The sequence below is a fragment of the Paraburkholderia monticola genome (assembly GCF_001580545.1).
Taxonomy (GTDB): Bacteria; Pseudomonadota; Gammaproteobacteria; order Burkholderiales; family Burkholderiaceae; genus Paraburkholderia; species Paraburkholderia monticola.
In genome coordinates, this window is sequence record NZ_LRBG01000038.1 from 631,075 (window position 1) to 657,494 (window position 26,420).

Below are 26,420 nucleotides of genomic sequence, written 5' to 3' on the forward strand. Positions count from 1 at the left end.
CGTTCTTCGACACGCAGGCCGATGCATCCTTCGCCGAACTTGGGCGCTTCGTGCGCCCCGACACCGGCCTGATCGCACGCTTCATGTCGACGCAACTGGCGGGCATGCTGAAGCTCGAAGGCGATCACTGGACGCCGAACGAACTCGCGCCGCAGGCATTGCAGTTCGATCCGAAATTCCTTGCCGGCCTGCGCCAGCTGTCGACCGTTGGCGCGCAACTCTATCTCAAGGGCGATGCAGACGAACGCTTCGAGATGATGGCGTTGCCGACGCCGGACGTGACGCGCTCGGAACTGTCGGTCGATGGCAAACAGATCGTCTACTTCAACCAGCAGGAAAGCTGGACGCCGCTGGCATGGCCCGGCGATGGCCTGAACGGCCATGCGGGTCTGACGTGGCAGACGCTCAACGCGGGCTTGCGGCAGGCGTTCGATTCGACGGGCGACTGGGCGTTCCTGCGGCTGCTGGCGAAAGCCGATGTGAAGCAGCTCGACAGTACCCGCTACCAGCTCACGTGGAGCGCGGAGAACGGCGAGCCGTTGCGCTACGTGCTGCGCACCCAGGTCGGTGCCGGTCCGCTCGAACTGCTGAAGCTGCGTGGTTTCCAGATGCCCGAACGTATCTTCGTCGTCGGCAAGGGTGGCGCCGCACCGATGCTTCCGCCCCTGCCACCGGAGTTAATGCCATGACGGCACCGTGGAAAGAGTTCCAGCAGGACGGCGGCAATCCGTTCCTGCGATATTTCGACGCCGAGATGCGCTACCTGCGCGAGGCTGGCCGCGAGTTCGTACGCGACCAGCCCGAGGCCGCGCGGCGCCTGAGCATGCAGTATGGCCAGGAGAACGATCAGGTCCGGGCGGTCAACGAAGCCTTTGCGTTCCTCATGGCACGGCTGCGCATGAAGCTCGACGACGCCATGCCGGAGGTGACCGAGGGCCTGCTCGACAACCTCTATGAGCACATGGCACGGGCGATCCCGTCGCTGTCGGTCATCGAATGCACGCCCCTGAACCGCAGGAATACGGCGACGGCGCAGATTCCCGCAGGGGCCGTGGTGCGCTCGGCGCCCATCGGTCCCGATGGGGTGCAGTGCCCATTCCGCACGACGCAGGCGGTCGACCTGCTGCCGCTGTCGGTCGAGGACGCGGAGGTGGCGGTGCGCGCAGACGGGCGCACGGTCATCCGCCTGACGTTCGGCCTCTGGTTCGGGGACCAGCGCGAGCACGTGGACCTGTCGCGCATCCGCCTGTACCTGGATGGCGAGCGGCCCGCAGCCGCCGCCCTGTATGCGGCGCTCACGCGCCAGATTGCGGGAATCAATCTTCGCCTGCCGTCGGTGCGCAACGGCGAACTGCGGCGGCTCGAAGACGTGCGTTTCGAGACGGCGGGGTTCGGTCCGTCGACACGGCTATGGCCGGTGACGAACCCGGAGCGCAACCAGCAGCTCGACCGCGAGCAGACGCTGCTGGAATATTTCGTGTTCCCGCAGAAGTTCCACTTCGTCGACCTGTGCGGCTTCGATAGCACGCTGGTGCCGGCGGGGGAAACGCGGATGACCTTCGAGATTGAGCTGCATGGGCGCATGCCCGGTGACCAGCCGGTGGGGCGGGAGAGCTTTCGCCTCTTCTGCACGCCCGTGATCAACCTGTTCGAGGTCGACGCACTGCCGCTGCAGCCTGCGGACTGGCACGATACAGAGCACCGCGTGCGGGTGCAGGCCGCTGTGGAGGATCACGTCGAGCCCTACGACATGCTTTCGGTGACCGCTGCCGATCCGGAGGGCAGCGCACGGCATCCCTACCAGGCGTTCACGAGCTTCCGGCATCGCGGCTGGATGCTGCGCTACGAGAAGCCGGAGCGGTATTTCCATACCGCGATGCGCTACGGGGTGCTCGGCCGGGAGGTGTGGGTGACGCTCGCGGGGCAACTCTGGGCGGGGACATATCGCTATGCCGGGGATGACGAGGACCGCCCGCAGCCGGACCGTCATGTGACGGTCCGTGCCCTCGCGAACAACGGACGCCTGCCGCGCCTGGCGCTCTCGGAGGCGACGATTACCGAGGCGGTATCGGGCTTCACCGGCATTGCGTCGGTGCGCAACCTGACGGGGCCGAGCCTGCCGCAGTATCCGCCGCGTTATTTCCCGGGCTACGAGTGGCGCTCGCTGGGCCATTTCACCGCGAACGGCATGAACGAATTCAACCAGGTGCTCGTGGAAGGCGCGTCGGCACTGCGCGAGGTGCTCGAACTCTACGACTGGACGGTGGACGACGCGGTGCCCCAGCGCATCGACGCGATCCAGACGGTGCACTTCTCCGAGGACCAGGTCCTGCTGCGAGGCTACGTGCTGCGGGTCGTGCGTATCCACGTCGGACTCGACGCGGACGGCTTCAGCGGGCCGGGAGACGCCGTGCTGTTCGGCGACGTGCTGAACCACTTCCTGGGGCGCTACGCGGGCACGCAGGTTTCGATGCAGTTGGTACTGGACATCGATGGCCAGGAGATGGTCTATCCGCGTACCGATTTCACGGGAGCGCCATTCTGATGCGTACCGGAATCATGCGGGGTGCGGCAGGCGTCGCCCTCGCGCTGACGCTCAGCGCGTGCGGCACGTGGCAATCGGTGAAGGACGGCACCGTGAGCGCAACGAAAGCGGTGTTCGAGACCAAGGTCAAGGAGATGAACCTCTCGATCACCGCACGCGCAGCACTGAACCAGGATGCGCAAGGTGCATCGCTTCCGGTCGTGCTGCGCATCTACCAGCTCAGGGAGGATAAGCCCTTCGCGACGGCGACCTATGCGCAACTGCTCGAGGGCAGTGATGCGCTGAAGGCGGCGACCCTCTGGAGCCAGGAGGTGACGCTGGGGCCGGGGCAGACGCTGAAGATCTCGGAGCCGATCGATGACGCAGCGAACTACGTGGGCGTGGCGGCGTTCTTCCACGATACGGCCAATAGCGAATGGTCGGTGCTCGTGCCGAAATCACAGTGGAAGAAGACTGATCCGGTGAGGCTGGTGGCAGCCGATCGCACGCTGGAAATCGATCTGGATCACAAATGAACATGAAGAGACGATTCTCGTGTCTGGTAGCGGCAGCGGCAGCGCTGATTGCCGGCCCGCGGACGGAAGCGCAGTGGGACAGCTACATGGAAGCGTTGCAGTTGCAGCTCGGTCCCGATGACGAAAAACTCGTCGACGCTCTCGTTGCGCCAGGTCACGCCTCGACGCATGGTTATACCGATCCGGGCTATCCGGTAACGGGGCGTCGCGTCGCGTGACGCGCGCGCGAAGCGATGAACGCAGCCATTGCGGCAACGCCTCAAACCGAAGCCGCGATGAACTCCCGCAACCATTGATGCGCGGGATCGCGATGCACGCGCTCGTGCCATAGCATCGCCATCTCGTAGCCCGGCACCTCGACGGGCGGCTCGACCATGCGCAGCGCGTCCGAGCCGCGCGCGAGGCGCGCGGGCAGCATCCCCACGAGGTCGGTGCTCGCGAGCACTGATTGCATGAACAGAAAGTGCGGCACCGACAGCACCACCTTGCGCGCGAGTCCCACCTTCGCGAGGGTTTCGTCGGTGACGCCGAAAAACCCGCCGCCATCCGGCGACACGATCACGTGTTCGAGCTTGCAGAACTGCGCGAGGGTGGGCCGGCGCTTGAGCTTCGGATGACCCGCGCGACCGACCAGCACATAGCGCTCGGCAAACAGCACGCGGCGGCGCAAACCCTCCGGCGCGCCTTCGCTGGTGTGAAAGCCGATATCGATGTCGCCCTGTTCGGCCTGGCGCGCGAGCCGCGGAGGCACCGCCTCGACGATCGCGAGACGCGTGCCGGGCGCCGCCGCGCGCAGACCGGCCAGCATCGGCAGGATGATCGTCGACTCCGCGTAGTCCGTTGCGGCGATGCGCCAGGTGTGCGTCGCCGCGGCTGGATCGAACGGGCTCGCGGGTGCGACCGCGCGCTGCAGCGCGTCGAGCGCTTCGCGCAACGGCTCGCGCAGTGCCTGTGCTTTCGCGGTGGGCCGCATGCCGCGCGGTCCGGGCAGCAGCAGCGGATCGCCGAATATGTCGCGCAGTTTCGCCAGATGCACGCTGACCGACGGTTGCGAGAAGTTCAGCCGCTCGGCGGCGCGGGTCACGTTGTGCTTTTCGAGCAGCACGTCGAGCGTGACCAGCAGGTTGAGGTCGAGTCTTCTGAGATTAACCACGGCAATACCTGACATATTGGGAATTCATTTCCAATATACCTCGGCGACACCTATCGTGACTGTTTTCAGCCACGAAGGTCCCATCATGAACGTTCTTATCGTCTATGCGCATCCCGAACCGAAATCGTTGAACGGTTCGCTGAAGGACTTTACTGTCCGGCATCTCGAACGCGCCGGTCATACCGTGCAGGTTTCCGATCTGTACGCGATGAACTGGAAAGCGTCGCTCGATGCCGATGACAGCCGCGAGCGCCACAGCAGCGAGCGCTTCTTTGCGTCGCTCGAATCGAAACACGCGTTCGAGAATGGCTTGCAGAGCGAGGACATCGCGCGCGAGCAGGACAAGCTGAAGTGGGCCGATGCCGTGATCCTGCAGTTTCCGCTGTGGTGGTTCTCGATGCCGGCGATCATGAAGGGCTGGGTGGAGCGCGTCTATGCGTACGGTCTCGCCTACGGCGTCGGCGAGCATTCCGACGCGCGCTGGGGCGAGCGCTACGGCGAGGGCCGTTTCGCGGGCAAGCGCGCGATGCTGGTCGTCACGACCGGTGGCTGGGAGTCGCACTACAGCGCACGCGGCGTCAATGGTCCGATCGACGACGTACTGTTCCCGATCCAGCATGGCGTGTTGTATTACCCCGGCTTCGAGGTGCTGCCGCCGTTCGTCGTCTATCGCACGAGCCGCGTCGACGAGGCGAAATACGCGGAGGTGAGCCAGGCGCTCGGGCGACGTCTCGACGCGCTGTGGACCACCGCGCCGATCGCGTTCCGGCCGCAGAACGGCGGTGCATACACGATTCCGGCGCTCACCTTGCGGGACGATGTCGCGCCGGGACAAGTTGGCTTTGCCGCGCACGTCGAAGAGCCGGGAGCGCAAACATCGACTGAAGCGGCCGAAGCCGCCGAAGCCTGACGGTGCGGATATCGCGCTGAAATATGGTTGTAAGTCGCCATTGCTAGAGTCGTCCACGACATAGACCGAGGCATGTCGTGGCGCTTCCCTTCGGATGCCTGACGAAGGTAAGCAGCCGCACGAATGCGCAAGCAAACGGGAGGGCGACCCACCATGAATGCAATGCGTACGTTCTGGCTCGTTTTGATGCTGATTGGATCGCCGGCGTGGGCGTTCCAGTCGCGCGTCGTCACGATTCCGAGCGCGGCGATGCATCGCTCGTTCGATGCAACCGTCGTGCTGCCCGATCAGTATGTGCACGGCGACCCGACGAAGCGTTTTCCGGTCGTCTACGTGCTGCACGGCTCGGGCGGCGACTACACGGACTGGACCGCGAATTCGCATATCGGCAAGCTCGCCGACCGTTATCACGTGATTCTCGTGATGCCCGACGGCGGCCACGAGAGCTGGTACATCGACAGTCCCGTCGATCCGCGCAGCCGCTACGAAACCTATGTGGGCACCGAAGTGGTGGGCTATATCGACAGCCGGTTCCGCACGATCGCGACGAAGCAGGCGCGCGCGATCACCGGCTTGAGCATGGGCGGGTTCGGCGCGCTGCGCATTGCGCTCGACCGGCCCGACGCGTTCGGCGCGGCGGGCAGCATCAGCGGCGCGGTGGACCCGCGCGGCAGCGAGGACGAGCCGGGCATCGAGCGGGTGTTCGGCGACCCGTCGCAACACGCGGAGTTCTGGAATAGCGAAGCGATCGTCGCCAGTGCGGAGGATTTCGGCCGCGACCATATCGCGCTGACGATCGATTGCGGCGTGAACGACTCGCTCGTGCAGTCGAACCGGCTACTGCACGAGCGGCTCGTCGAACTCGGCGTGCCGCACGATTACGCCGAGCGGCCCGGCGGCCATACGTGGAAGTACTGGTCGAACGCGGTCAAATATCAAGTGCTGTTCTTTGCCGGCACGTTCAGGCAGGCGGCGCGCGAAATGCGTGACGGGCGCGCCGCGGTCTGATTCGCGGAAAACGCTCCGCCTCAGTCGATCCCGTGAAACACCGCGTCGTCCGGGCCGAGGTAGACGGGCGGGCGCCATGCGGCGTCGCGCATCGAATGCTGGACCAGTTTGTCGACGCCGAGCAGCACCGCGAAAATCGCCATGCGCACCGGAATGCCGTTGTCGGTCTGGCGGAAAATCGCGAGCCGCGAATCGTGATTGAGGTCGGTGCTCAGGTCGTTCGCGCCGGGGCGGCTGTCGCGCGGCAGCGGGTGCATGATCAGCGTGTCGGTGCCGCACACGCTATCGACGAGCGCCTGGTTGATCTGAAAGTCGGGCGTGTAGCCCTCGAACGATTCGTCGGCGAAGCGCTCCTTCTGAATGCGCGTCGCGTACACGACGTCGGCGCCAGCGAGGCCGGTGCGCAGGTCGTGCGTCTGTTCGATCACGTGATCGTTGCGCGCGATCTGCTCGATGATATAGCCCGGCATTTCGAGCATCGGCGGCGAAATCAGCGTGAACTTGATGCCGCGATACAGCGCCAGCAGCTTCACGAGCGAATGCACGGTACGCCCGTACTTGAGGTCGCCGACCAGCGCGATGTGCGCACCGTCGACGATCTTGCCGAGGCGCGAGAACTCGCGCTGGATCGTGTACAGATCGAGCAGCGCCTGGCTCGGGTGCTCGCCGGGGCCGTCGCCGCCGTTGATCACCGGCACGTTGGTCGCGCGCGCGAATTCGGCCACCGAGCCTTGCTCGGGATGGCGGATCACCAGCGCGTCGACGTAGCCGCTCATCACGCGGCTCGTGTCGTAGATCGATTCACCCTTGGCCATCGACGAAAACGTGAAGCCGGTGGTGTCGCACACCGAACCGCCGAGCCGGCAGAACGCCGCGCCGAAGCTCACGCGGGTCCGCGTGCTCGCCTCGAAGAACAGATTGCCGAGCACCGCGCCTTCGAGCACGCGCGAGATTTTGCGGCGCCGGGCGATCGGCTGCATGATGTCCGCGACGCGAAAGAGCGCCTCGACCGAGTCGCGCGAAAACTGGTCGACCGACAGCAGTTGCGGCTTGCCCTCGAACAGAATCTGGCTCGCGAGCGATTGCGAGTCTACGCTTTGCGTATATCCTTCACCCGGCTCGGTATTCGCGACGATCTCCGACACGAAACGCTCGACGATTTCCGGCATCGCCCGCGATTCCTGCGAGTCGTCCGGCAGCAGCCACGTGTCGAGCGCCCGGCGCGACACGCCGATGCGGTTTGCGAACGTATCGCGCGTCATGTTCAGGCGACGCATCGCATCGCGTAGGAAGGCTTGTTGCGGAACGCTCATGAGGGCACCTGTCGCAAAAGAGGGGTCGGCGGGGAGTGAGGCAGCGAAACGCGTAGATGTACGCGGTGCGTATATTAGTTTCCCGGGCGTAGAAGTCAAGCGTTTTTCTCCGCGAGCGGTTTCGCGAAGCGCGCAAGGCTGCCCGCGGCGCGGGTTTCGCGGTTACACTGCGGTCCATGCACTCCGGCCCCACGTTCCGACTCCGTTCGTCGCTCATCGTCCGCATCGCTCAGTCGAGCGCGGCGTTTGCGCGCGCGAACGGTGGTTCGCGCAACGTCGGCGCCAAAGCCAAAAAACAGCCGCTCATCTGACCGGAGCACGCTGTTCCGTCGTCAGATGTGCGACGGAACGACCGGTCGACCGCCCGCCTGCGGCCTTCTCCTGTGTTCTCCCTCGCACCGCTGACCCGGAATCGATACGGTCGTCATCGAGGTAGAAAACATGTCTGATTTCTCGGGTATCTGGATTCCACTGATCACGCCGTTCGCCGACGGCGCCGTCGATCACGCCGCCTTGCGCGCGCTGGTGAATCGCTACGCGGACGCCGGCGTGGCCGGGCTGGTCGCGCTCGGCACGACCGGCGAGCCGGCCACGCTCGACGCCGCCGAACAGAACGCCGTGCTCGCGACGATTCTCGACGCGGTGCAAGCCGCCGCCGGCGCGTCACCGCAGCGGCGCGCGCTACCCGTGCTGGTCGGCGTGTCGGGCAATCACACGGCGAGCATGCGCGAGCGGATCGCGCAGCTCAATCGGTTGCCGATTGCCGGCATGCTGATCGCCGCGCCGTACTACACGCGGCCCGCGCAGGAGGGCATCGTCGCGCATTTCAGCGCGCTCGCCGACGCCAGCGCGCATCCGGTCGTGCTCTACGACATTCCGCAGCGGACCGGCGTGCGGCTCGAACTCGACACGCTGCTGACGCTCGCCGCGCATCCGCGGATTCAGGCGATCAAGGATTGCGCCGGTTCGCTCGACACGACGCTCGCGCTGATTCGCGACGGCCGTTTGCAGGTGCTCGCGGGCAACGACCTCGAGATCTTCACGACGGTGTGCGCAGGCGGGAGCGGGGCGATCGCGGCCTCGGCGCATTGGCGGCCCGAGCGGTTCGTCGCGCTGTATCGCGCGTTGACGGAAGGCAGGCTCGAAGAAGGACGGCGCATTTTTCACGCGCTCGCGCCGCAGATCCAGCTCGCGTTCGCGGAACCGAATCCCGCGCCGATCAAGGCGTTGCTGGCGGGCAGCGGATGGGTGCGCAACGAATTGCGTCTGCCGATGACGCGCGCGAGCGAGGCGTTGACCGAACGGCTCGCGGCGCTAGGGGAGGCGCGTTAGGGGGAGGGCTGCAAGGCGCGCGTGGCTCACGCGGCCATCATTCTGCCGCGGAGCATTTTGCCGAAGTCGTCGGCGTTGACCGGTCTGCCGAGCAGGAAGCCCTGCATTTCGTCGCACATCATCGAGCGCAGCTTGTCGAGTTGCGATTGCGTTTCGACGCCTTCGGCGACCACGTCCATTTCGAGCGAGTGCGCGAGCGCGATGATCGCCGAGACGATCGCGCTGCCCGCCGCGCCGTTCGCGTCGAGACCGTTGGTGAAGAAGCGGTCGATCTTCAGTTGCTTCACCTGAAAGCGTTGCAGATAGGCGAGGCTCGAATAGCCGGTGCCGAAGTCGTCGATCGAGATGTCGAAGCCGCTCGCCTGGAACGTGCGGATCACTTCGACCGTGCGCGCGGCGTCCTGCATCGCGACGGTTTCGGTGATCTCGAACATGATCTGCTCGCACGCGACGCCCTCGGTCCTGACGATGTCGAGCATCGTTTCGACGAGGTCCGGCTGCAGCAGTTGACGCGGTGACAGGTTGATCGCCACCTTGGTCGCCGGCAGGCCCTGTTCGATCCAGCCGCGAATGCGCCGGCAGGTTTCGCGCACGACCCAGTAGCCGATCTGCACGATCTGCCCGGAGCGCTCGGCGACCGGGATGAATTCGAGCGGCGTCAGCGCGCCCATCTGCGGATCCTGCAGACGGATCAGCGCTTCGGCGCCCGCGAGCGCGTCGCCGCTGCCCTGAAACTTCGGCTGGAACTCGAGCGAGAAGCGATCGTTCAGGAAGGCCTCGTGCAGCGCCTGCTGGATCTGCAGCGTGCGGGTGGCGGCCTCGTTCATGCTGCGCTCGAAGAAGCGGTAGGTGCCGCGGCCCGCGCGCTTCGCTTCGTACATCGCGGCGTCCGCGTGCTTGAGCAGCGTCTCGACGCTGTCGCCATCGCGCGGATAGAGCGCAATGCCGATGCTCGGCATCACCTGCAGCGGTTGCTCGTCGCTCCAGGTGCCGAGGCGCATCCGGTCGAGCACGCCGTCGGCGAGCGTGGCCGCGTCGTCGCCGCTCGCGAGGTGTTCCGCGAGCACCACGAACTCGTCGCCGCCGAGCCGCGCCACGGTGTCGTTCGAACGCACGCATTGCTGCAGACGCTGCGCGAACGCCGACAGCACCGCATCGCCGGCCGAGTGGCCCAGCGAATCGTTGATCGTCTTGAAGCCGTCGAGATCCATGAACAGCACCGCGAACGACGTGCGGTGGCGGCGCGCGCCGCTGATCGCGCGTTCGATCCGCTCGGTCAGCGTCGCGCGGTTCGGCAGGCCCGTCAGTGCGTCGATCGTCGCGAGTCGAACGATCTGGCTGTTCAGCTTCGACACCGCGCCGAGCAGGAACGTGGTGCGCACGTCGAAGCGCGACAGCATCAGCGTGACGATCAGGACCGCGAACGTGAGCACGATCACCGAGGTGGCGAGCCATGTCGCGTCGACGTCGTTGGCCGCGCCGCAGATCGCGTTGGGTGCGAAGCCGGCGGCGCCCATCGCCGTGTAGTGCATGCCGCTGATCGCGACGGCCATCACCAGCGCCGCGGCGAGACGTTTGCCCGCGACGTGGCGCGCGTGTTCGTCGCTGAGTGCGCGCGCCATCCACAGCGCGGCGCTCGACGCGCCGATCGCGATCGCGAGCGAGGCCGCGAACCACAGCGGCTGGTACTGGATCGCGGGCGTCATGCGCAGCGCCGCCATCCCGGTGTAATGCATGCCGGCGATACCGATTCCCATCAGTACGCCGCCCGCGAGCAGCCGGCCCGGCGTCAGGCGCTCCTGGGTCGTCATGGACAGCGCCAGATACGATGCGCCGATCGCGAGCGCGAGCGAGCAGGCGGTGGTCGCGAGATCGTAGCCGAGCGGGATCGGCAGCGAGAACGCGAGCATCGCGACGAAGTGCATCGACCAGATGCCGACCCCGAGCGCCAGCGCGCCGCCGAGCCGCCATACCTGCCGCCGGCGCGCCGAGGCGAGCAGGAAGATGCGGCCGGTCAGGTCGAGCGCGGTGTACGACGCGAGCGTCGCGACCGCGAACGAAATCGCCACGAGCCAGAAATTGTATGAACTCTGCATATTGGGTCCGCCGCGAGGAAGGCGGCTGGACTTGTTATCGGCACTTTGCCGACTTTATTTAGCTTATTTTCGGGTGGCTTACGGTGCTGGAAGTGTCATGGCGGCTCAGCGCGAAGCCCTCGTCGAGCCAGCCGGTGAGCCCGCCCGCCATCAGCTTGACCGGCCGACCAAGCTGGGCGAGCCGCAGCGCCCCGCGCGCCGCGCCATTGCAGTGCGGGCCCGCGCAGTAAGTGACGAACAGCGTGTCCGGCGCATAGGCCGCGAGCTTCGACGCGACGATCTTGCCGTGCGGTAGATTCAGCGCGCCCGGCACATGGCCCTGCGCGAACAGCGTGGGACTGCGCACGTCGAGCAGCACGAAGCCGGGCGCGCCGCTCGCGAGCGCGGCGTGGACGTCGGCGCAATCGGTTTCGAAGCGCAGCGACGCGTGGAAGTGCTCGAGCGCGGCGGCGCTGTCGGCGGCGGGAATCGCGGTGACGGCATTGGGGGCAGCGGCGGTGAGGTGGTCGTGGGTCATGGCGTTGAATTAGACGAGTTGATCGGGTTGTCCTGTCGCGTGCTTGTCAGGCGCTTCAGGCACGGTCGATTGTGCCCGGCGCCGGGTCACCGGATAAGTGGCGTGATCGTCAATCTCCGGTAACATCGCGCCATGCACAATCATCTCGTCGTCGCGCTGGCCTACGACCGGCTCTGTACCTTCGAATTCGGCTGCGTGACCGAACTGTTCGCGCTCGAGCGTCCGGAACTCGGCGTGCCGTGGTATCGCTTCGCGGTCTGCGCGGGCGAGCCCGGTCCGATCCGCGCGGCGGGGGGCATCACGCTGGCCGCGCCGTACACGCTGAAGCTGCTCGCGAGCGCGGACACGATCGTGATTCCCGGTTGGCGCGATGCCGACGAAGTGCCGCCGGCCGCGCTGCTGCGCCGGATTCGCGCGGCCTACGAGCGCGGTGCGCGGCTCTGCTCGATCTGCTCGGGCGTGTTCGTGCTCGCGGCGGCTGGCGTGCTCGACGGCAAGACCGTGACCACCCACTGGCGCTACGCGGACAAGTTGCAGCAACGCTATCCGCAGCTGCGCGTGCAGCCCGACGCGCTGTATGTCGACGAAGGGCAGGTGATCACCTCGGCGGGATCGGCCGCCGGGCTCGACATGCTGCTGCATCTGGTGCGGCGCGATCATGGCGGCGCGGTCGCCAATCGCGTCGCGCAACGGCTGGTGGTGCCGCCGCATCGCGAGGGCGGCCAGGCGCAATTCGTACCGCGTCCGATGCCGCAAGACGAAAGCGGCCGCATCGCGAAGCTGATGGACTGGCTGCGCAGCCATGCGGCCGAGCCGCATACGCTGCGCTCGCTCGCCGCACGCGCGGCGATGAGCCCGCGCACGCTGCAACGGCAGTTCCACGATGCGACCGGCATGGCGCCTTACGAGTGGCTCCTCAGGGAACGCGTCGCGATCGCGCGTGAGTTGCTCGAAGCCTCGACGCCGCTGCCGATGGCACGCGTCGCCGACCTGGCGGGGTTCGGGTCGGAGGAGTCGTTGCGGCGGCATTTTCGGCGTATCGCATTGACGAGTCCGGCGGCCTATCGGCGCAGGTTCGGGGGCGAGGGGTAAGCGTAATCCGCGTTTTTCTGTCAGCATCACGACGCAGTGCCGTTGCAGGCGAGTCATGCCGTCCATGCTTCGCCACACTCGATCGTCCTGGGTTCATGAACATCAAACTGTCTGCCGTCCTTGCCGCGTCAGTCGTCTCCCTTGCCGTGCCGCTGGTTGCCGTGCTGCCGAGCCCATCGGCCGATGCGCAGACGGCGACCCCGGCCCAGCAGTCGCACACCGACTCGCGCGCCGAACTCTATCGACGCCAACTGCTCGCCGGCAAAGACGTGCCGTGCCGCACGAATGCATCGTGCGCGGCGCTCGGCGTGGCTGCGCTCGAGGCCGGGCGCGTCGAGGACGCACAAACGCTGGTCGCGACCGAGTCGGCGCTCGCCGAGGCGAACGCGTTGCAGGCCGATGAAAGCGATTCGCCGAAAGCAGCGAGTTCGGCGCGCTCGCGCATGGCAATGGCGCTCGTGCATCAAGGCGACGTGCAGTTGAAGCTCGGGGCGTGGTCGAACGCGCGCGCGTATTACCGCACCGCGATCGCGCGCGGCGACGACTATCCGCACGACGCGCTGCTCGGGCGCGCGGTGGCCGCCGCGCGCGAACGGCTCGAATCGATCGCGCACAAGGAGGTGGTGACTGGCTTGCCGGCCGAAGGCGCGCGGTTTCGCCGTCACATGTTTTTCGGCGCATGGGAGAGCGTCGACGTGAAGCCGGTGAAAGGGCGCCACGGCGTCTACCGCATCGACGGCGACTTCGTCTATCCGATGATCGATGCGCACGGCGAGCCGAGCGCGAACCTCGGCGAGCTGTCCGCGACCGTGCGTTTCTTCGACGGCGTCGCTCGCGTGCCGATGACCCACCCCAGCGGCGCTACGAGCGGCGCTGCCCCAATCGACGCCACCACGAAGATCAGCAATCTCGCGCCCTACGATCAGCACGATGACCAGTGCCTGATCGAGTTCAGTCTCGTCGCACCGGAAACGCTGGACGTGCGCACGCACGGCTCGCCGCAGGCCTGCGGCTTCGGCCACAACGTCAGCGCCGACGGACGTTACTTTCTGATGACGGGTTCCTGACGCGAAGCTGGCGACCCGGCCACGCACCTTCGACGTCCCGGGTTGCCCCGCCTGGCCGCGAGCGGCCCGCGCCCCTTATCATGCGGGCGGTGACGGATTGATTGCCGCCACCATCCGTCAGCGTTCCCGTCCATCACCAGAAGAAAAACCGCGCCCCATGCCAAACATTCTCAATCATGCCGAGCTCGTGTTCGTCCTGTCGTTCGTATTGATGTGGCTGGCGGCGCGCATCGGCGCGACGCTCCTGCGGCGCTTCAGAAAAATCGCCGACGATGCCCACGACGACTTCAGCGTGATACAGACCGCGACGCTGACGCTGCTCGCGCTGATCATCGGCTTTACGTTTTCGATGGCGGTCGGCCGCTACGACTTGCGCGAGCATTACGAGGAAGAAGAGGCGAGCGCGATCAGTACCGCCTACGTGCGCGCCGACCTGCTGCCCGCCGCCGAGGCGGCCGTGGTCCGCAGATTGCTCGTCGACTATCTCGACGTGCGCATGCTGTTCTACACGACGCGCGATACGCGCGAACTCGATCGGGTCAACGCGGACACCTCACGCCTGCAGCAGGACATGTGGACGGCCGTCAGGAATTCGGCGGCCGCGCAGCCGACGCCGATCGCGGCGCTCGTCGTCACCGCGGTCAACGACGTGCTCAACGCGCAGGGTTATGCGCAGGCCGCGTGGTGGAACCGCATCCCGTACCCGGCGTGGGGCTTGATGGCCGTGATGGCGATCTGCGCGAATCTGCTGGTCGGCTATGGCGCGCGGGCGCTGAAGGCTGGCACGGGCTTGTTGCTGGTCGTGCCGCTCGTGGTGGCGCTGGCCTTTGCGCTGATCGCGGATATCGACAGCCCGCGTGGCGGCATGATTCATGTGCGCCCGTTCAATCTGCAGGCGCTGGTGACTTCTCTGCATCCGGGTTGACGCAGCATTGAATTCACGGCGCACACCGAGGTCACACCAGGCTGTGAACTCACCGCGCGCTTGCGCTCATACAACGGAACCGCTATGTCCGACATCGCCAGCATCATCGCCAGTTTCAATGCCGGCCGCGACCCCGAACGGCTCGCTATGAAATACCGCGCCATGCGCGGCTCGCCGTTCGTGTTTCTGCGTGGCACCTGTCATCTGTTCTACCAGCGTCTGCCGCGCGCGAAGGTGCTCGACGACGCGCCGCATGGGTGGATCTGCGGCGACATGCATCTGGAAAATTTCGGCAGCTACAAGGCCGACAATCGCCTCGTCTACTTCGACAACAACGATTTCGACGAAGCCTGTCTTGCGCCGGTGCCTTATGAACTCGTGCGTCTGTTGACGAGCGTGCTGGTCGGCGCGGCCGACCTGAAGCTGAGCCGCGCCCAGGCACTCGCGCTGTGTCACACCGCGCTCGATGCCTACGGCGCCGCGCTCGCTTTCGGCAAGTCGCGCTGGATCGAAGCGGAGACCGCGACGGGCATGGTGCGCGATCTGTTCGACGCGCTCGCGAGCCGCACGCGCGCGGCGCATCTGGACCGGCGCACGGTGCTCAAGGGCAAGACGCGCACGCTGAAGGTGGACGGCAAGAAAGCGCTGCCCGCGAGCGACGAACAGCGTGCGGCCGTCACGCAATTCATGCAGCGCTTCGCCGCGACAGAGCCGAATCCCGCGTTCTACCGCACGCTCGATGTCGCGCGGCGGATTGCGGGGACGGGCAGCCTCGGGGTCGATCGCTACGTGATTCTGGTCGAGGGCAAGGGCTCGCCGGATGGCAACTATCTGATCGATCTGAAAGAGGCGCTGCCGTCGTCGGTCAGTGCGCACGTGAGCGCGGCGCAGCCGACGTGGCAGACCGAGGCGCAGCGTGTCGTCGAAGTGCAACGGCGCAATCAGGCGGTCTCGCAGGCGTTTTTGCACGCGGTCGACTTCAACGATCGCTCCTATGTGCTGCGCAGTTTGCAGCCGTCGGAAGATCGCGTCGCGCTCGCCGCCTGGGACGGCAAGCTGCCGCGGCTCGAGGCCGTGATCAACAGCATGGCCGAGTTGAGTGCCTGGGCGCATCTGCGCAGCGGCGGGCGCCAGAAGTCGGCGATTGCGGATGATCTGATCGCGTTTGGGAATCGGCGCGATTGGCAACTGCCGTTGATCGATCTCGCGACGCAGTGCGAGGCGCAGGTCGCGGCGGATTGGAAGGCCTTTTGTGAAGCCTATGATCGAGGCGTGTTCGAGGCGAGCGGCTCGGATCGATGAGGCGTTGAATCAACCAGCCCCTTCAGGCAGGCGATAAGCATTGCGTCGTTGGTCGAAACCTTGCGCGTCGGGTTGTCGTCGCGCGAGGACACCTTCAAGGTTGAGCAGCAGGGAACGGGTTGCGGCCGGAGTAGTGCTGAGGCCGGGCATCGACAGCGCCGGTCTGGCGACGCCGCCCGCTGCGATCGCGCCGAGTAGCCAAGGCAGCTCGGCGACCTGAATCCATGGAAGTATGTGTGCGGCGTTGGTGGACTATCGCGTCAATGTGATGAAAAGATAGCCCAGATAGAGCAATCCGTTCATCAACAAAGCCCGGACCGCCAGGCCGCCTGCTCTCACGTTCAAGCGCAGCCAGGCAGCAGCAATCAGCGTGATGATGACGCCCGTCAGCACCTCCACACGCGGCTCCCACGGTGTGAGCATGATGCCGATGGCGGGTAACAGAGTGCCCTGAAACACCATGGCCCCGGTGATGTTGCCGAAGGCGAGCGTGTCCTTTCTGCGCCGAATCCACAGGATGCTGTTCACCTTCTCAGGCAGTTCCGTCGCAATCGGAATGATGATGAGCGACAGCAGCAGAGCCGAGATACCAAGGGCATGTGACACGCCTTCCACGCCGTGAATGAAGCCTTTTGCGCCGCCGACAAGCAACGCCACGCCGACTGCCAGTTGCACGATGATGGTCAGGAGATTTGTCGGAACTCCCAGTCGCGACAGAAACATGGTGCCCAGCGCTTCAGTGCCATGTCCGCTTTCGACAAGCTTCTCCGACGCCCGGAATGTCATCACCACATAAAGCGCGTAGATACCGACCAGTCCGACGCTGAATAGCGCGCGCACGTACCACTGGTTGTGCGGCACGAACATCGCCAGAGCCGCGAGGCCAAATGCCGCAAGAAAATAGTTCATGTCGCGCACGAACCCGGTTCGCTCCGGCGCAATGGTCCCGTGCACACCGCGCGTACGAACGACGGCAAGCGTCATCAGGAACGTCGTCAGTGTGGCCAGCATCAGCGGTGCGCCGAGGATGGCGCCAACGCCGATTTCTTCGTTGACGCTTTGGCTCGATGTGCCACCCGCCAGGGCCAGCAGCGGCACCATCGTCTCGGGCAGTGCGGTCCCCACGGCAGCAAAGAGCGAACCGGTCACGCCTTCGGAGATTTTGAGGCGTTCGCCCAGATGTTCCAGCGCGTTCGTGAATACCTCGGCTGCGACCAGGATGACGGCCAGCATGAGTGCCAGTTCTAAAAACAGCTGGGTCATGCGGTACCTCCGCCTGAGCGGTTAGGCGCGAGCGCAAGTCGGGTTGGCTTGAAGCGGGAAGTTGAGAAGCACATGGGCCCTCCGTGGTCGGACGTCGACGAACCATGGCGCATCCGCCGCCGTCCGACCAGGAACGACGCAATGCACCCATGGTCTCGCCAAACCGAACCGGTCGAGCGCGCCACGGCCAGAGGCCGAGTATGTTGACGCGCTCTCCTTCCGCGGCGGAAGGAAGGCTACTCCCCAAAAGACGAAGCCGAGTCTAACGCAATCGCATTCTTTCAACAATCTTTCCATTGCGATGAATCGCTGTATACCCACGGGACCTCGGAGGTCATCAATGAACCACACCATTACGGTACGCCGGCAAGGGAACGCAAAAATTCCTGGAAACTGGCTAAAATAGCCTCGCTATATAATCCCAGCCATGAAATTTCTTCGGACCTTGCTCCTCCTGTTGCTCTGCGCTGCGCTTCCCATCAGTGGGCTGGCGGCGAGCGGCTTGACTGGAGAATGTCCGATGCAGATGAGCATGGGCTACGACGACAGTAGCGCGATGTCTTCGGACATGCCTGGCTGTGAAACGATGCAATCCTCGCAACCGGGAAAAGCCAAAGGCTTCTTCTGCAAGGTGACGGCGCAATGCCAGCTTGGTAGCCTGTATCACCCGGTATCCAGTACTGAAGTAACGCGTCCCGCCGGGCTGTCTACTCCCATCGTATTCCACTACGCACAGTCGCTCACCGTCCGTGAACCGGCCAGTCTCTGGCGACCTCCTCGCGCCATCTAATCCCTTTCTGACAGGTTCACCGCGTCTGCGGTGAGGTCGTCCTGCGTCCAGGACGTGGATTCCCTATGGAGTCCGCCGTTGGGGTTAGAACATGCCTTTAACTATTGGCACGCCGTCATGCCGGCGTGCACCACTGTGCGCGCATTCATTTTTTGCCGCGCTAATTGTCGCGAGCGTCGCTGCGCACGCTCAGGAAGCACCCGTCACGCTTGATGCGGCGCTCCAATCCGCTACCGACCGCTCCGCTGCCATGGGGGCTGCGCAGGCATCAGTGCGTGCCAGTTCAGAAGCTTCGATCCGCGCAGGGCAGTTGCCCGACCCGATGCTCAAGGCCGGCGTCGACAACCTGCCTGTTACCGGGCCGCAGAAATTCACTATCGGCCAGGATTTCATGACGATGCGCCGTATCGGCATCGAGCAGGAATGGGTGTCGGGTGACAAGCGGCGGCTGCGGTCCGCATTGGCGAACGACGTTGTAGACCGCGAGCGGGCCGGCTACCTCGCCCAGCTCGCGAATACGCGTCAGCAAACGGCCACCGCGTGGCTGAACGCGGTCTATGCGAAAAAAGCTGTCTCGTTGCAGCAGGAGCTCGTTGGCCACATGACCCATGAGCTGGACGCGACGAAAGCCTCATATCGCGGAGCGAAAGCGACTGCGGCCGATGTGATGCAGGCCCAGGCGATGCTGGCGCAGACCCAGGACCAGTTGCTCAAGTCCCAGCAGACGTTGCAGACCGCGCTTATCGGCCTGTCCCGCTGGACGGCAACACCCGTTTCTGATGTGACGGGCGAGCCGCCGGCGCCTCAGTCGTATGTGTCATCGCTGCCGCCGGAGGAACTGAGTCAAGTGCAGCCGGTGCTCGTCGCAGCATCGCGGGACATCGCCGTCGCCGACGCCGATACCGCCGTCGCGAACAGTAACCGCAGTCCCAATTGGACATGGGAGGTCGCCTACCAGCAGCGCGGAGGCGGATTCTCGAACATGGTTTCGGTTGGTGTCAGCATCCCGCTGCCCATCCATCGCAAGGACTCTCAGGACCGGGACGCGGCGGAAAAAGCTGAACTGGGCACCAGGGCGCGCCTGATGTACGAGGACGCGCAGCGTCAGGTCGAAGCGGATATCCGTACGCAGTCAGCCACCCTCGCAAGCGGTCGCGAGCGCATTACCAATCTCACTCACTCGCTGCTGCCAGCAGCCGACCAGCGCGTGCAACTGGCGGCTGCCGCATACAGGGCAGGCACGGGCTCGCTCGCCGATACGTTCGCGGCCAGGCGTGCGCAGCTCGACGCGGAACTTCAGGTTCTCGACCTTCAGCGCGATGTGTCACAAACCTGGGCCCAACTGGAATACCAGGTGGTGCCCGCCTCGATGTCCGCGAGTCAGTGAGGGAGAACAACATGCAGAAGAAACAACTGGCACGCGCGGCTCTTATGGTGTTTGCCGCAGCGGCATTGCTGGGTGCCGGCTACGTCGCCGGTATGCATCGTTCAACGATGGGCAACGAGGGCATTGTTGCGGCGACACCGTCCACCGACAGAACCGACCCGAAGAACGGCCGGAAGGTGCTGTACTGGCACGACCCGATGGTGCCGAACCAGCATTTCGACAAGCCGGGCAAGTCGCCTTTCATGAACATGCAGCTGGAGCCGGTCTACGCCGATGAAGGCGGCTCGAACGGCATCAAGATCGATCCCGGGTTGCAGCAGAACCTGGGGATTCGATACGCAACGGTACGTCGACAGGAGACATCGGAAGGATTCGACGCGGTAGGCACGACGCAGTTCGATGAGTCGAAAGCGGATGTCGTCCAGTCGCGGGTGACCGGCTATATCGACCATCTTTACGCCAGCGCCCCGATGCAACGCGTAACGAAGGGCGCGCCGATTGCGTCCCTGTTCGTTCCAGATTGGCTTGCGCCGCAGGAAGAGTATCTGGCACTGAAACGTGGCGGCATGGATGACGGCATGCTTGCGGCATCGCGTGCGCGCATGCGGGCGATGTCCATTCCGGACGCTGTGATTGCAAGTCTCGACCGCACCGGCAAGGCGCAGACACACATCACGCTATCCGCGCCGGAAACGGGTGTGCTGACCGAACTGAACGTTCGTGATGGCGCGATGGTGTCGCCCGGTCAGACGCTTGCGAAGGTTTCCGGGCTCGACAGGCTTTGGCTCGTGGTCGAGGTGCCCGAAGCACTGGCGCTTCAGGTCCGACCGGGTATGAGCGTGGACGCCGTGTTTGCCGGTGACCCCGCGCAACATTTCACGGGACACATCCGCGAAATCCTGCCGGGCATCAGCACGACCAGCCGCACGCTTCAGGCTCGCCTCGAAATCGACAACGCGGACTTCAGGTTGACGCCGGGGATGCTGATGCGGGCGCGCGTTGGTGCCGCGAAAAAAGTATCGCGGTTGCTGGTTCCCTCGGAAGCCGTTATCACGACGGGTAAGCGGTCGGTGGTCATCGTCAAGAATCCGGACGGCAGGTTACAACCCGTCCCGGTCACCGTTGGCAACGATGCCGGTGACGATACGGAGGTGACCAACGGGCTGACCGAAGGCCAGCAGGTCGTCGCATCCGGCCAGTTCCTGATTGACTCGGAAGCGAGCCTCAAATCCGTTCTGCCAAAGCTCGAAGCAACCGCACCGGCAGGTCCGAGCGCGGCTGCTCCAGCACCTGCCGCAGCCGCACCGCAGACCTACGACACCACAGGTAAGGTCGAACAGGTAACGGCCGGAGACATTACGTTTTCACATCAGCCCGTTCCAGCGCTAGGCTGGGGCGCGATGACAATGTCATTCGGCAAACCGTCGCCGACGGCGTTTCCGGACGTGAAGCCCGGCCAGACAGTCCACTTCGTCTTCAAACAGTCGGACGACGGGTACCAACTGACAAAGGTCGAACCAGTAGGAGACGCCAAATGATTGCGCGTCTTATCCGCTGGTCCATTCATAACCGGTTCCTGGTATTGCTTGCGACCGTGCTCGTCACGGCATGGGGCGTCTACTCGCTCAAGGAGACACCACTCGACGCGCTACCGGACCTCTCCGACACGCAAGTCATCATCAAGGCGTCGTATCCGGGCAAGGCACCCCAGGTCGTTGAGGACCAGGTGACGTATCCGCTGACGACGACATTGCTTGGTGTCCCGGGGGCGAAGACTATCCGGGCGTACTCGTCGTTTGGCGACGCGTTTGTCTATGTGTTGTTCGATGACAAGACCGACCAATACTGGGCCCGCTCGCGGGTACTCGAATACCTGAACCAGGTCCAGAGTCGCCTTCCACAAGGCGCGACGGTTTCGCTCGGCCCCGACGCGACGGGAGTGGGCTGGGTCTATGAGTACGCGCTGGTCGACAAAACCGGGCAGCACGACCTCGGGCAGTTGCGCGCGCTTAATGACTGGCTCCTGAAGTTCGAACTGAAGTCAGTGCCAGACGTCTCCGAAGTCGCAAGCATCGGCGGGATGGTGCGCCAGTATCAGGTCGTGCTCGACCCGGACAAACTGCGCGCGTTCGGTATGACCCAGGCGGTGGTGGCTGACGCGCTGGGCAAGGCCAACCAAGAATCGGGCGGTTCAGTGGTTGAGATGGCCGAGTCCGAATATATGGTCCGGTCGTCCGGCTATCTGCATTCCCTCGATGACTTTCGCAACGTCGTGCTACGGACCAACGACACAGGCACGCCCGTGCTACTGGGTGATGTCGCGCGCATTCAGATTGGACCTGAGATGCGGCGGGGTATCGCCGAGCTGAACGGCCAGGGCGAAGTCGCGGGTGGTGTCATCGTCATGCGGTCCGGCAAGAATGCGCTGACGACTATCGATGCAGTCAAAGCGAAACTGGCTGACCTGAAGCGTTCACTGCCGGCCGGTGTGGAGGTCGTGACGACCTACGACCGCTCGCAGCTCATCGAACGCGCCGTGGACAACCTCAAGGACAAGCTCATCGAGGAATTCATCATCGTTGGGCTGGTCTGTGCGGTGTTCCTGTTTCATCTGCGCAGCGCGTTCGTGGCGATTCTGTCACTGCCGCTGGGCGTGCTGGCCGCCTTCATTGTCATGCGCTATCAGGGGGTGAACGCAAATCTGATGTCGCTCGGCGGCATCGCCATTGCAATCGGGGCGATGATTGACGCAGCCATCGTGATGATCGAGAACGCTCACAAGCATCTCGAAGCGTACGACCACGAGCATCCGGGCGAACCCATCACGACGGCACAGCGCTGGGAACTGATCGCGACATCCGCAGCCGAGGTGGGACCGGCGCTGTTCTTCTCGCTTCTCATCATCACGCTGTCGTTCATCCCCGTGTTCTCGCTCGAGGGTCAGGAGGGGAAGCTGTTCTCACCGCTGGCCTTCACCAAGACTTACACGATTGCCGCTGCTGCCGGATTGTCGGTGACGCTCGTCCCGGTATTGATGGGCTATCTGATTCGAGGTCGCATTCCTCATGAAAGCTCGAACCCCATCAATCGCGTGCTGATTCGAGTTTATCGACCGTTGCTGGAAGCGACGCTGCGGCGGCCATGGGTTGCCATTGGTCTGGCGGTCATTGCACTGGCCGCTTCGGTGATTCCACTGTCTCAGCTCGGCGGCGAATTCATGCCACCACTCGATGAAGGTGACCTGCTGTATATGCCGACCGCGCTTCCGGGAATTTCGGCCGAGAAAGCCAGCGAGCTGCTGCAGCAGACGGACCGGCTCATCAAGACGGTTCCGGAGGTGCAGACTGTGTTCGGCAAATCGGGCCGGGCCGACACCGCCACAGACCCAGCACCGCTCGAAATGTTCGAGACCACGATTCAGTTCAAGCCACGCAGCCAGTGGCGGCCGGGCATAACACCGGAGAAGCTGGTCGACGAACTGGACCAGACGGTCAAGGTGCCGGGGCTATCGAACGTGTGGGTACCGCCCATCCGTAATCGTCTGGATATGCTGTCTACCGGCATCAAGACGCCGGTCGGCGTCAAGATATCGGGCAGCGACCTCTCGCAAATCGACCGGATTGCGGCGCAGGTCGAAACAGCGGTCAGGAATGTGCCGGGCGTCATGTCTGCGCTGGCCGAGCGCCTGAACGGCGGCCGGTACATCGACATCGACATCGACCGTCAGGCGGCGGCACGGTACGGGCTTTCCGTCGGCGATGTCCAGTCTGTCATTTCTTCGGCTGTCGGCGGGGAAAACGTGGGCGAAGTGATTGCTGGCCGCGAGCGATTTCCCATCAACATCCGCTATCCGCGCGAAATCCGCGATTCGCTCGAGAAGCTGCGACAGTTGCCTGTCGTCACGGACCGTGGTGCGCAAATCCAGCTCGGCGATGTTGCGCACGTCACGATTGCCGATGGTCCCCCGATGATCCGCAGCGAGAACGCGCGCCTCTCCGGCTACGTCTATGTCGATATCCGCAATACGGACCTTCAGTCAGCGGTCGAGGCAATGCAGCGCGTGGTAGCGGAGAAGGTGACGCTGCCGCCGGGCTATTCGATTGCCTGGTCCGGGCAGTTCGAATATCTCGAGCGTGCAGCGGCAAAGTTACGCACGGTCATTCCGGTGACGCTCGTTGTTATCTTCGTGCTGCTCTTCCTGACCTTCAACTCCGCGGCCGATGCACTGCTGCTGATGTCGACGGTGCCATTCGCTCTGGTCGGCGGGTTCTGGCTCATCTGGATTCTGGGTCACGCGGTGTCTGTCGCAACCGCAGTCGGATTTATCGCCCTCGCTGGTGTCGCAGCCGAATTCGGCGTCGTGATGCTGCTCTACCTGAAGGGGGCGCTCAATCGCCGGCTGGAAGAGGGCGAACCACTAACCGAGGCGCTTCTGTTCGATGCGATTCGCGAAGGTGCCGTGTTGCGCGTGCGACCGAAAGCGATGACGGTTGCTGTCGTGCTGGCTGGTCTCATCCCCATCATGGTCGGACATGGTGCCGGGTCGGAAGTCATGCAGCGCATTGCCGCGCCCATGGTAGGCGGCATGGTCACGGCGCCAATTCTCTCGATGTTCGTTATTCCTGCCGCCTGGTTTCTGCTGCAACGCCGCCGTGCGCGCAAGCAGGCAGGCGCAGGATTCCCCCGCGCAGTACCTTCCGGCATGAAAGTGCCATCTACTCAACCTGGAGAAGTTCAATGAAGAAGTTGATTGTTGCGTCTGTTGCTCTTGCAGCCATCGTTGCTGCGCCCGCGTTCGCTGGTGATGACATGGCCGGCATGAACATGTCCAAGCCGTCGGCATCGAAGACGTCATCGAACACCGCGCTCACCGATGCGGAGGTCAGGAAGGTGGACGCTGCGACCGGCATGGTGACGCTGAAGCACGGCGCGCTGGAGAACGTCGGGATGCCGCCGATGACGATGGCGTTCAAGGCGAAGGATGCTGCGATGGTCAAGCAGGTTCACGAGGGCGACAAGGTCAAGGTCCGTGTCGAAAACGTCAACGGCACCCTGACCATCGTGAAGCTGGAAAAGCAGTCGTGATGGGAGGTTGACATCGCGCTCGCAGGCTCGCCGCTTGACAGCGGGCCTGCGAGCGCGTCTATGCTCACATCTTGTGAGTAGAGGCACTGCAACGAAAATTGGGCGCCGCTCACATCCATGGCGTGACGGTTACCACAGTGCGAGGATTCGGCGTGCGTCCGAATGCGACGCTGGAGCACCACGACGACGCGCCTGAAGCCGCGACGCTTCAGGCGACCGAATAGCCCCCGTCGGCGACCAGAGCGTGACCGGAAACGTAGCTCGAATCGTCGGAAGCGAGAAACGCCACGATCGTCGCCATCTCTTCGGCCGAGCCCCAGCGGCCGGCCGGCGTGCCCGTGACGAACTGCTGTTGCGCTTCGACCGACGGCCAGATGCCACGATGATGGAACGGCGTCTCGATCAAACCCGGACACAGCGCGTTCACGCGCACGCCTTTCCTGAACCATTCGATCGATGCCGTTTTCGTCATGCCCACCACCGCGTGCTTGCTGGCGATATACACCGACGCGTTCTCAAAGCCGATCAGGCCGCCCATCGAGGCGTTGTTGATGATGCTTCCGGAGCCCTGCTTAAGCATCACTTCGGCTTCGTACTTCATCGAGTTCAGCACGCCCCGCACATTCGGATCGAAGACCTTGTCGAAGCTCTCATCGTTCTGCTCGAGGAGCGGCGCGAACATGCCCTCGGTTCCGGCATTGTTGAAGGCGATGTCGAGGCGTCCATAGGTCTTGACCGTGTAGTCGACGAGACCCCTGATGTCGGCTTCCTTCGAAACGTCGGCGGCGAATGCCGATGCGTCGCCACCCCCGGCGGCGATCTGCTGCACGAGCTGGTCGAGCTCGTCCTTGCGACGGGCCGCTACGACCACCTTCGCGCCGCGGCGTGCAAGTTCAATGGCCGAAGCGCGGCCGATACCGGAGCTCGCGCCGGTTACCAGCGCAATCTTGCCTTCGAGCTGTCGTGGTGTGCTGATCGTGTTCATGATGTCGTCCTTTGGATCGGTGGCAATGCTGCCGGGTGGATGATCTGGCGTGCTGCGCACAGCCTGGTTGCCTCACGTCTCGAACCCAGTATGGAGATTCGCCCCGCGCAAGTGAATGGAATAGTCACGCATTCACAATTCCTGTTTTAGGAATAGTCAAGCGCGGGTCGAAATGGAATACTCAAGCATTCGTCATGCTCGATGCGGGAATAATCGTGCTCAACCGACTCGACCTCCTGAAGATCTTCCTCGCCGCGGCGTCGAGTGCGAGCTTTCGCGAAGCCGCCACGCGACTCGGTGTTTCGCCCCAAGTGGTCACGCGCGCGGTTCGCGAGCTGGAAGAGCAACTGAAAGAGACCCTGTTTCATCGCAACACGCGGCGCGTGCTGATCACGACCTTCGGCCAGTCGCTGGTTGTCAACGCGCAGGCGGCATTGGCCGAGGTCGACGCCCTGTTCGGGCTGGCATCCACGCGCGACGACGCAACGGGCGTCGTGCGCATTACCGCGCCGTCGGGGCTTGGTCGCCACTATGTACAGCCGATCCTGCTGGAATTGATGGCGCGTCACCCCGGTCTCATTCCCGATCTCAGACTGGCGGATGCGCCCTCGGCGGTGGTGGACGAGCAGATCGACATCGGCGTGCGGGTGGGGGCCATTGGCGACAACCGGTTCGTCGCGCGCGCGATCGGTCCACTACCCATCTGGACAGTCGCTTCACCGGCATTGATCGAAAGGGTGGGAGAGCCGCGCAATCTGAAGGAGCTCGAAGCTCGGCCTGTGACCTGCCTGATCGATCCCGCGAGCGGTCGTCCGTGGCCATGGGTGTTTCGCGGAGAGCGTCACTTTCAGCCCGCGTCGCCGGCGTTCGTGACCAATGACACATCGGTGGAAATCGAGGCCGCGTGCGCGGGCGTTGGATTCAGCCAGTCCACGGAATATCTGATCCGCGCTTACGTTCAGCGCGGCCAACTCGTGCGGGTCTTACCTCGACTCGATCCCGAGCCGTGGAAACTCTACGTTTACCGTCCGCAACGCGGACCGGTAGCGAGGCGAGTTCGCGTCGTCTTCGACGAGCTGGTTGCAAAACTCCCCATGGCAACACTGCGGACATAGTCGGCGCGCCGGCGCCGAGT

21 protein-coding genes, 3 pseudogenes and 1 riboswitch are annotated in these 26,420 nt (G+C 64.3%); of the genes and pseudogenes, 17 read left to right on the forward strand and 7 right to left on the reverse strand.

The window, feature by feature from the left end; translation table 11 throughout:
* Positions 1 to 2: 2 nt before the first annotated feature.
* The 4 genes and pseudogenes from CI15_RS37930 to CI15_RS30310 form a co-directional block, all read left to right on the forward strand.
* Positions 3 to 689, forward strand: a pseudogene (locus tag CI15_RS37930) (type VI secretion IcmF C-terminal domain-containing protein); the annotation flags it as partial.
* A complete protein-coding gene (gene tssF / locus CI15_RS30300) occupies positions 686 to 2,545 on the forward strand; it encodes a type VI secretion system baseplate subunit TssF (protein ID WP_062135761.1) in 1,860 nt (619 codons plus the stop codon). The pseudogene CI15_RS37930 and the gene tssF, both read left to right, overlap by 4 nt.
* On the forward strand, positions 2,545 to 3,060 hold the full coding sequence (gene tssJ / locus CI15_RS30305; RefSeq protein ID WP_062135764.1) for a type VI secretion system lipoprotein TssJ: 516 nt from the start codon (positions 2,545 to 2,547) through the stop codon (positions 3,058 to 3,060). Before tssF ends, tssJ begins: the two co-directional genes overlap by 1 nt.
* 44 nt (positions 3,061 to 3,104) lie before the next feature.
* Positions 3,105 to 3,278: pseudogene (locus CI15_RS30310) on the forward strand (aldo/keto reductase); the annotation flags it as partial.
* A gap of 41 nt (positions 3,279 to 3,319) precedes the next feature.
* Here CI15_RS30310 and CI15_RS30315 read toward each other — a convergent pair.
* Positions 3,320 to 4,228, reverse strand: a complete 909-nt coding sequence (locus CI15_RS30315) for a LysR family transcriptional regulator (protein ID WP_062135771.1) — start codon at positions 4,226 to 4,228, stop codon at positions 3,320 to 3,322.
* Between the two features lie 70 nt (positions 4,229 to 4,298).
* Between CI15_RS30315 and CI15_RS30320 the strand changes: the two genes are divergently transcribed.
* Positions 4,299 to 5,123 carry an NAD(P)H-dependent oxidoreductase gene (locus CI15_RS30320; protein ID WP_062135774.1) on the forward strand — a complete coding sequence of 275 codons (825 nt, stop codon included), beginning with the start codon at positions 4,299 to 4,301 and terminating at the stop codon, positions 5,121 to 5,123.
* A gap of 153 nt (positions 5,124 to 5,276) precedes the next feature.
* A complete protein-coding gene (locus CI15_RS30325) occupies positions 5,277 to 6,131 on the forward strand; it encodes an alpha/beta hydrolase (RefSeq protein ID WP_062135777.1) in 855 nt (284 codons plus the stop codon).
* A 20-nt stretch (positions 6,132 to 6,151) separates the two neighbouring features.
* On the opposite strand, the gene CI15_RS30330 is transcribed toward CI15_RS30325, so the two are convergent.
* Entirely contained in the window at positions 6,152 to 7,444 is a 1,293-nt protein-coding gene (locus CI15_RS30330) for an aspartate carbamoyltransferase (RefSeq protein ID WP_062135780.1), read from the reverse strand.
* 441 nt (positions 7,445 to 7,885) lie between these two features.
* On the opposite strand from CI15_RS30330, the gene dapA reads away from it, so the two are divergent.
* Positions 7,886 to 8,776, forward strand: coding sequence for a 4-hydroxy-tetrahydrodipicolinate synthase (gene dapA / locus CI15_RS30335; protein ID WP_062135784.1), 891 nt, complete (start codon positions 7,886 to 7,888; stop codon positions 8,774 to 8,776).
* Between the two features lie 26 nt (positions 8,777 to 8,802).
* Here dapA and CI15_RS30340 read toward each other — a convergent pair whose 3' ends face one another.
* Both CI15_RS30340 and CI15_RS30345 read right to left on the reverse strand, forming a co-directional pair.
* The gene (locus CI15_RS30340; protein ID WP_062135787.1) at positions 8,803 to 10,872 is read right to left on the reverse strand and encodes a putative bifunctional diguanylate cyclase/phosphodiesterase; all 2,070 of its coding nucleotides are present in this window, start codon (positions 10,870 to 10,872) and stop codon (positions 8,803 to 8,805) included.
* 58 nt (positions 10,873 to 10,930) lie between these two features.
* Positions 10,931 to 11,389, reverse strand: coding sequence for a rhodanese-like domain-containing protein (locus tag CI15_RS30345; RefSeq protein WP_062135789.1), 459 nt, complete (start codon positions 11,387 to 11,389; stop codon positions 10,931 to 10,933).
* 132 nt (positions 11,390 to 11,521) lie between these two features.
* Here CI15_RS30345 and ftrA point away from each other — a divergent pair, with 132 nt between their 5' ends.
* The 4 genes from ftrA (at position 11,522) to CI15_RS30365 (ending at position 15,775) form a co-directional block, all read left to right on the forward strand.
* Positions 11,522 to 12,481, forward strand: coding sequence for a transcriptional regulator FtrA (ftrA, locus tag CI15_RS30350; RefSeq protein WP_062135791.1), 960 nt, complete (start codon positions 11,522 to 11,524; stop codon positions 12,479 to 12,481).
* A gap of 95 nt (positions 12,482 to 12,576) precedes the next feature.
* Positions 12,577 to 13,548 carry a hypothetical protein gene (locus CI15_RS30355; RefSeq protein ID WP_062135793.1) on the forward strand — a complete coding sequence of 324 codons (972 nt, stop codon included), beginning with the start codon at positions 12,577 to 12,579 and terminating at the stop codon, positions 13,546 to 13,548.
* Positions 13,549 to 13,705: 157 nt separating this feature from the next.
* A complete protein-coding gene (locus CI15_RS30360) occupies positions 13,706 to 14,473 on the forward strand; it encodes a bestrophin-like domain (protein WP_062135795.1) in 768 nt (255 codons plus the stop codon).
* An 84-nt stretch (positions 14,474 to 14,557) separates the two neighbouring features.
* Positions 14,558 to 15,775: a DUF2252 domain-containing protein gene (locus CI15_RS30365; protein ID WP_062135797.1), complete on the forward strand. Its 1,218-nt coding sequence runs from the start codon at positions 14,558 to 14,560 to the stop codon at positions 15,773 to 15,775.
* Between the two features lie 11 nt (positions 15,776 to 15,786).
* Here the strand turns inward: CI15_RS30365 and CI15_RS36230 are convergent.
* Together CI15_RS36230 and CI15_RS30370 are read right to left on the reverse strand one after the other, a co-directional pair.
* A pseudogene (locus CI15_RS36230) lies at positions 15,787 to 15,997 on the reverse strand (EamA family transporter); the annotation flags it as partial.
* Between the two features lie 30 nt (positions 15,998 to 16,027).
* Positions 16,028 to 17,038, reverse strand: coding sequence for a sodium:calcium antiporter (locus CI15_RS30370; protein ID WP_062135800.1), 1,011 nt, complete (start codon positions 17,036 to 17,038; stop codon positions 16,028 to 16,030).
* 85 nt (positions 17,039 to 17,123) lie between these two features.
* Positions 17,124 to 17,285, reverse strand: a riboswitch (yybP-ykoY riboswitch).
* A 180-nt stretch (positions 17,286 to 17,465) separates the two neighbouring features.
* Between CI15_RS30370 and CI15_RS30375 the strand changes: the two genes are divergently transcribed.
* The 5 genes from CI15_RS30375 (at position 17,466) to CI15_RS30395 (ending at position 24,300) form a co-directional block, all read left to right on the forward strand.
* The gene (locus CI15_RS30375) at positions 17,466 to 17,828 is read left to right on the forward strand and encodes a hypothetical protein (protein WP_062135804.1); all 363 of its coding nucleotides are present in this window, start codon (positions 17,466 to 17,468) and stop codon (positions 17,826 to 17,828) included.
* A 91-nt stretch (positions 17,829 to 17,919) separates the two neighbouring features.
* Positions 17,920 to 19,215: a TolC family protein gene (locus CI15_RS30380; RefSeq protein WP_062135806.1), complete on the forward strand. Its 1,296-nt coding sequence runs from the start codon at positions 17,920 to 17,922 to the stop codon at positions 19,213 to 19,215.
* Positions 19,216 to 19,226: 11 nt separating this feature from the next.
* Positions 19,227 to 20,753 (forward strand): efflux RND transporter periplasmic adaptor subunit, encoded by a 1,527-nt coding sequence (locus tag CI15_RS30385; protein ID WP_062135808.1) that lies wholly within the window; start codon positions 19,227 to 19,229, stop codon positions 20,751 to 20,753.
* Positions 20,750 to 23,956 (forward strand): efflux RND transporter permease subunit, encoded by a 3,207-nt coding sequence (locus CI15_RS30390; protein ID WP_062135811.1) that lies wholly within the window; start codon positions 20,750 to 20,752, stop codon positions 23,954 to 23,956. The genes CI15_RS30385 and CI15_RS30390 overlap by 4 nt, the downstream gene beginning before the upstream one ends.
* Positions 23,953 to 24,300 carry a copper-binding protein gene (locus CI15_RS30395; RefSeq protein ID WP_062135813.1) on the forward strand — a complete coding sequence of 116 codons (348 nt, stop codon included), beginning with the start codon at positions 23,953 to 23,955 and terminating at the stop codon, positions 24,298 to 24,300. Before CI15_RS30390 ends, CI15_RS30395 begins: the two co-directional genes overlap by 4 nt.
* A 208-nt stretch (positions 24,301 to 24,508) precedes the next feature.
* On the opposite strand, the gene CI15_RS30400 is transcribed toward CI15_RS30395, so the two are convergent.
* The gene (locus CI15_RS30400) at positions 24,509 to 25,285 is read right to left on the reverse strand and encodes an SDR family NAD(P)-dependent oxidoreductase (RefSeq protein ID WP_062135815.1); all 777 of its coding nucleotides are present in this window, start codon (positions 25,283 to 25,285) and stop codon (positions 24,509 to 24,511) included.
* Between the two features lie 215 nt (positions 25,286 to 25,500).
* On the opposite strand from CI15_RS30400, the gene CI15_RS30405 reads away from it, so the two are divergent.
* Positions 25,501 to 26,400: a LysR family transcriptional regulator gene (locus CI15_RS30405; RefSeq protein WP_062136296.1), complete on the forward strand. Its 900-nt coding sequence runs from the start codon at positions 25,501 to 25,503 to the stop codon at positions 26,398 to 26,400.
* Positions 26,401 to 26,420: the final 20 nt, after the last annotated feature.

Coding starts and splice junctions, on each gene's coding strand:
- tssF (WP_062135761.1), top strand. CDS start 686: ATGACGGCACCGTGGAAAGAGTTCCAGCAGGACGGCGGCAATCCGTTC.
- tssJ (WP_062135764.1), top strand. CDS start 2,545: ATGCGTACCGGAATCATGCGGGGTGCGGCAGGCGTCGCCCTCGCGCTG.
- CI15_RS30315 (WP_062135771.1), bottom strand. CDS start 4,228: ATGTCAGGTATTGCCGTGGTTAATCTCAGAAGACTCGACCTCAACCTG.
- CI15_RS30320 (WP_062135774.1), top strand. CDS start 4,299: ATGAACGTTCTTATCGTCTATGCGCATCCCGAACCGAAATCGTTGAAC.
- CI15_RS30325 (WP_062135777.1), top strand. CDS start 5,277: ATGAATGCAATGCGTACGTTCTGGCTCGTTTTGATGCTGATTGGATCG.
- CI15_RS30330 (WP_062135780.1), bottom strand. CDS start 7,444: ATGAGCGTTCCGCAACAAGCCTTCCTACGCGATGCGATGCGTCGCCTG.
- dapA (WP_062135784.1), top strand. CDS start 7,886: ATGTCTGATTTCTCGGGTATCTGGATTCCACTGATCACGCCGTTCGCC.
- CI15_RS30340 (WP_062135787.1), bottom strand. CDS start 10,872: ATGCAGAGTTCATACAATTTCTGGCTCGTGGCGATTTCGTTCGCGGTC.
- CI15_RS30345 (WP_062135789.1), bottom strand. CDS start 11,389: ATGACCCACGACCACCTCACCGCCGCTGCCCCCAATGCCGTCACCGCG.
- ftrA (WP_062135791.1), top strand. CDS start 11,522: ATGCACAATCATCTCGTCGTCGCGCTGGCCTACGACCGGCTCTGTACC.
- CI15_RS30355 (WP_062135793.1), top strand. CDS start 12,577: ATGAACATCAAACTGTCTGCCGTCCTTGCCGCGTCAGTCGTCTCCCTT.
- CI15_RS30360 (WP_062135795.1), top strand. CDS start 13,706: ATGCCAAACATTCTCAATCATGCCGAGCTCGTGTTCGTCCTGTCGTTC.
- CI15_RS30365 (WP_062135797.1), top strand. CDS start 14,558: ATGTCCGACATCGCCAGCATCATCGCCAGTTTCAATGCCGGCCGCGAC.
- CI15_RS30370 (WP_062135800.1), bottom strand. CDS start 17,038: ATGACCCAGCTGTTTTTAGAACTGGCACTCATGCTGGCCGTCATCCTG.
- CI15_RS30375 (WP_062135804.1), top strand. CDS start 17,466: ATGAAATTTCTTCGGACCTTGCTCCTCCTGTTGCTCTGCGCTGCGCTT.
- CI15_RS30380 (WP_062135806.1), top strand. CDS start 17,920: ATGCCTTTAACTATTGGCACGCCGTCATGCCGGCGTGCACCACTGTGC.
- CI15_RS30385 (WP_062135808.1), top strand. CDS start 19,227: ATGCAGAAGAAACAACTGGCACGCGCGGCTCTTATGGTGTTTGCCGCA.
- CI15_RS30390 (WP_062135811.1), top strand. CDS start 20,750: ATGATTGCGCGTCTTATCCGCTGGTCCATTCATAACCGGTTCCTGGTA.
- CI15_RS30395 (WP_062135813.1), top strand. CDS start 23,953: ATGAAGAAGTTGATTGTTGCGTCTGTTGCTCTTGCAGCCATCGTTGCT.
- CI15_RS30400 (WP_062135815.1), bottom strand. CDS start 25,285: ATGAACACGATCAGCACACCACGACAGCTCGAAGGCAAGATTGCGCTG.